Consider the following 4,438-nt stretch of genomic DNA (forward strand, 5'->3'; position numbering starts at 1 on the left):
TGGCGCGCCGCGTTCTCGGCCAGCACCGTCGCGTACGCGGTGGCGGCCGCGTCCGGGTCGGCGCCGAACGGGCCGTCGGAGGCCGCCATCGGGTGCACCCGGTCCTCGTCCAGCGGCAGGTGGTCGAGCAGCGCCTCGCGGGCCTGCTTCTCGTTGCGCTCCGGGTCGTCGGCGGGGACGAACCGCTCGTCTCCCCAGTAGAAGTCGACCCGGGACCAGTCCACCGCGTCCCGTGCCGGGCTGCGGCGAACTTCGTTCAGCACCGCGATGCCGGTCCCCCCGCCGGTGAGCACCAGCGAGGCCGATCCGCGCCGCGCCTGGGCGTCGGCCAGCGCGGTGATCAGGCGTGCCGCGCAGGCGGAGGCGAGGACTTCGTGGTCCGGGTGGACGACGAGGTCCGTGCGGGACCGGTCCGGTGCTTGCCCGCCCGGGGCGGGCCCGTCGGTGGTGCTGTCGTGGCCGGGCACGCCGGCTCCCGTCTCGTCGCTTCGGGTCACGAGGACCTCGCCTGTGTGTCGGCGGCCTCGGTATCCGATTCCGCGCCGCCCGTGGTCTTGCCGTCCGTGGCCTTGCCGTCGCTGGTCTTGCCGCCGGCGGCCTTGCCACGGGTGGCCCTTCCGCCGCTCGATTTCGTGCCGCCTGACTTCGCGCCCGTGGCCCGCGAGCCGGTGGATTTCCTGGTGCCCGTCGCTTTCCCGTTCGCGGACGTGCGGTCCGAGGTCTTCCCGCGCGCGGTCTTCCCGTCCGAGTCCTCCGAGGACTTCGCACCGGTGGAACCGGCTCCCGCTGACTTGGCGCCCGTGGATTTCGTGCCCGACTTCTTGCCCGAGGCCAGCTTGCCCAGCCCGTGCAACGACGTTTCGTACACCTCGTCCGGGTCGAGCCTGCGCAGCTCCTCGATCAGGCAGTCGCGAGTGTCCCTGCGCTGGAGCCCGACCCGGCGCGCGGGTTGATGCGGCTGGGTCAGTGTGCCCGTCTTGCCGTCCGGACGATCCAGCTGGATCGGCCCGGACGGCCGGTCCAGCGTCACCGAGACGATGCCCTGGGCCTCCGTGGTCTTGATCCGCCGCACCGGGACCTTCAGGTACTCGGCCAGCCAGCCCGCCAGCAGCTCGGTGGACGGCGAGTCACCCTCCCCGGTGACCGAGGCGCTGGTCACCGGCTCGTACGGCGGGAGGTCGAGCGCCGAGACCAGTTGCGCCCGCCAGTTGGTCAGCCGGGTCCAGGCGAGGTCGGTGTCGCCGTCGGTGTAGCCGCGGGCGCGGTCGTGGATGGCGCGGATGGGGTTGGCCTCGGCGGCCGAGTCGGTGATCCGGCGCTGCGCGAGCTGGCCGAGCTGGTCCCGCCCCGGCGACTTCGGCCCCCTGCCCGGCCACCAGGTCACGATCGGCGCGTCCGGTAGCAGCAGTGGTACCACCGCGCTGCGGCCCTGGTTGGCCAGCGGCCCGTACAGCCGCAGCACGATCACATCGCTGGCCCCGGCGTCGCCGCCGACGCGGATCTGGCCGTCGATGCGGGCCGCCGCCGTGCGGGCGCCCTTGGCCACCACGATCACCCGCGACGGGTGCTCGCGGCTGGCCTCGTTCGCCGCGTCGATGGCCTCCTCGAGCTGGTCGTCGTCCTCGGCGGCGATCACCAGGGTGAGCACGCGGCCCAGCGCGACCGCGCCTCCGCGCTCCCGGATCTCCACGAGCTTCTTGTTGAGCTGCGACGTCGTCGTCGACGGCAGATCGATGATCACGCGAGCCTCCTCGTCGTCACGGCCGCCGTGTCGGGCGCCACGCAGGACCCCTTGCCTGCCTCGGATGCGGTGGAGCTGCCCCGCACGGCGACGAGCGCGGTGCGCAAGGCCTCCGTCCCGGCATCGGAGTCCGTCACGGACGCCTCCAGTGGCGGCCGGTGCGGGCCAGCATCTCCTTCGCCGACGGTGGCCCCCACGAGCCGGGTTCGTACGGCTCGGGCGTGCCCTGCTTGGCCCAGTGTTCGAGGACCGGGTCGAGGATCTGCCAGGACAGCTCGACCTCCTCGTTGCCCGGGAACAGCGACGGTTCGCCGAGCAGCACGTCGAGGATCAGCCGCTCGTAGGCCTCCGGCGAGCTCTCGGTGAACGAGTGCCCGTAGCCGAAGTCCATCGTGACGTCGCGGACCTCCATCGTCGTGCCCGGGATCTTGGAGCCGAACCGCATCGTCACGCCCTCGTCGGGCTGGACCCGGATGACGAGCGCGTTCTCGCCCAGCTCCTCGGTGGCCGACGAGTCGAACGGCAGATGCGGCGCCCGCTTGAACACCACGGCCACCTCGGTGACCCGCCGCCCGAGCCGCTTTCCGGAGCGCACGTAGAAGGGCACCCCGGCCCAGCGGCGGTTGCGCACCTCCAGTGTCACCGCCGCGTAGGTCTCGGTGGTGGAGTCGCGCGAGAAGCCCTGTTCCTGCAGCAGACCGGGAACCTTCTTGCCGCCCTGCCAGCCGCCGGTGTACTGGCCGCGCGCCGTGGTCTCGTCGAAGGGGCCGACGGCGGTGGTGGCGCCGAGCACCTTCACCTTCTCCGCGCGCAGGGCCAGCGGGTCGAACGACATGGGCTCCTCCATCGCCGTCAGCGCGAGGAGCTGGAGCAGGTGATTCTGGATCACGTCCCGCGCGGCGCCGATGCCCTCGTAGTAGCCCGCCCTGCCTCCGAGGCCGATGTCCTCGGCCATGGTGATCTGCACGTGGTCGACGTAGTGGGCGTTCCACAGCGGCTCGAACAGCTGGTTGGCGAACCGCAGCGCCATGATGTTCTGCACCGTCTCCTTGCCGAGGTAGTGGTCGATGCGGAACACCGATTCCTCGGGGAAGACGTCGTTGACCACGGCGTTGAGTTCTCGGGCGCTGGTGAGGTCGTGACCGAACGGCTTCTCGATGACCACCCGGCGCCACACGTCCTCGTCGGAGGAGGCCAGGCCGCACCGGGCGAGCTGCTTGGTGACCGTCGGGAACGCCCACGGCGGGATGGACAGGTAGAACGCCGTGTTGCCGCCGGTGCCCCGCTCGTCGGTCAGCCGGTGCACCGTCTCGGCGAGCCGGTCGAACGCGTCGTCGTCGTCGAAGGTGCCCTGGACGAACCGGATGCCCTCGGCCAGCCGGTTCCACACCGACTCGCGGAACGGGGTGCGGGCGTACTCGGCGACGGCGTCGTGCACCTGCTGCCCGAAGTCCTGGTCCTCCCACTCACGGCGCGCGAAGCCGATCAGCGAGAACCCGGGCGGCAGCAGACCCCGGTGGGCGAGGTCGTAGATGGCGGGCATCAGCTTCTTGCGGGAGAGGTCGCCGGTGACGCCGAAGATCACCAGGCTGGACGGCCCGGCGATCCGGGGCAGGCGTTTGTCCCGGGGATCGCGGAGTGGGTTGTCCCACCTCTGTGTCATCGCGTGAGCTCCTGTGTCATCGCGTGAGCTCTCGGTCATGGCGCTGAGCTCCGGTCATCAGGTGAGTTCCTGCACGGCGCGGACCACTTCGGCCAGGCCGGCGGCGCGGTCGGTCAGGTGCAGCCGGAGTACGGGACGTCCCGCGTCGGCCAGTACCTGAGCGTCGCCCAGCGCCTGGGCGAGCTGGAGCGTGCCCAACGTGTAGGGGCGGTCCGGCACGTCGATGTCGTTGGTGACGGCACCGGTGAGCTGGAGGAAGATCCCGTTCGGGTGCCCGCCCTTGTGGTACTGCCCTGTCGAGTGCAGGAACCGCGGACCCCAGCCGAAGGTCGTGTGCAGCCCGCTGCGCCGGGCGAGTTCCGGGCGCAGCAGCTCGGCGGAGGCGTCGTCCAGCCGGTCGAGATACGCCTGGACCGCGAGGTAGCCCCGCTCGGGGGCGCCTGCGACGAACCGCCGCAGCACGGCGGCCAGGGTGCCGTCCTCTCCTGTGCCCGTGGCGTCGCCGCCGTAGACCTCGACGGGACCGATCACGGCGGTGGGCTCCTGCGAGCCGGTCAGGGCCTGCGGGGTGTCCAGCAGCGCGCGGGCCGCCTTCTTCGCCGCCTCCACGTCCGGCTGGTCGAACGGGTTGATGCCGAGCAGCCTGCCCGCCACCGCCACCGCGTACTCCCAGAGCAGGAACTGCGCCCCCAACGGGCCGGAGGTGACCAGGCCGGCCGCCTCCGAGGAGCGGCCGACGGCCACCGCGGTGGCGTCCGGGCCCGCGTCGGCGAAACCCGGTGCGTCGGCGCCCTCGACCACGACCGGCAGCAGTCCCGTTCCCTGCTTCCCGGTGGACTCGGCGATGAGCTGTTCGGCCCAGTCACCGAACCCGCTGATGCCGGAGCCGGTGTCGGCCAGCACCACCTTCTCCGCGCCGCCCGCGTGTGCCGCGGCGAGGGCGGAGCCCAGCATCAGCGCGGGGTTCTCCGGCGCGTCGGTGGCCAGCTCCTCGGCCACGAGCGCGGCCTGGTCGAGCAGCCGCGCCACGTCGG

General features: G+C 72.2%; 4 protein-coding genes and 1 pseudogene. All 5 read right to left on the reverse strand.

Annotated elements, in window-relative coordinates:
- The coding region (locus SACSA_RS21970) for a 6-phosphogluconolactonase (protein ID WP_232212882.1) at positions 1–344 on the reverse strand (344 nt) is incomplete at its 3' end.
- A 149-nt stretch (positions 345–493) separates the two neighbouring features.
- Entirely contained in the window at positions 494–1,741 is a 1,248-nt protein-coding gene (gene opcA, locus SACSA_RS0107670) for a glucose-6-phosphate dehydrogenase assembly protein OpcA (protein ID WP_019814780.1), read from the reverse strand.
- A complete protein-coding gene (locus tag SACSA_RS25155) occupies positions 1,738–1,878 on the reverse strand; it encodes a hypothetical protein (RefSeq protein WP_019814782.1) in 141 nt (46 codons plus the stop codon). The genes opcA and SACSA_RS25155 overlap by 4 nt, the downstream gene beginning before the upstream one ends.
- Complete coding sequence (gene zwf / locus SACSA_RS0107680) at positions 1,875–3,404, reverse strand: glucose-6-phosphate dehydrogenase (protein ID WP_019814784.1); 1,530 nt, start codon at positions 3,402–3,404, stop codon at positions 1,875–1,877. Before zwf ends, SACSA_RS25155 begins: the two co-directional genes overlap by 4 nt.
- 57 nt (positions 3,405–3,461) lie before the next feature.
- A pseudogene (locus tag SACSA_RS21975) lies at positions 3,462–4,438 on the reverse strand (glucose-6-phosphate isomerase); the annotation flags it as partial.

Source organism: Saccharomonospora saliphila YIM 90502 (genome assembly GCF_000383795.1).
GTDB classification, from domain to species: domain Bacteria; phylum Actinomycetota; class Actinomycetes; order Mycobacteriales; family Pseudonocardiaceae; genus Saccharomonospora; species Saccharomonospora saliphila.

Excerpts from the sequence above, each read along its gene's own strand:
- zwf (WP_019814784.1), bottom strand. The coding sequence starts at position 3,404 with ATGACACAGAGGTGGGACAACCCACTCCGCGATCCCCGGGACAAACGC.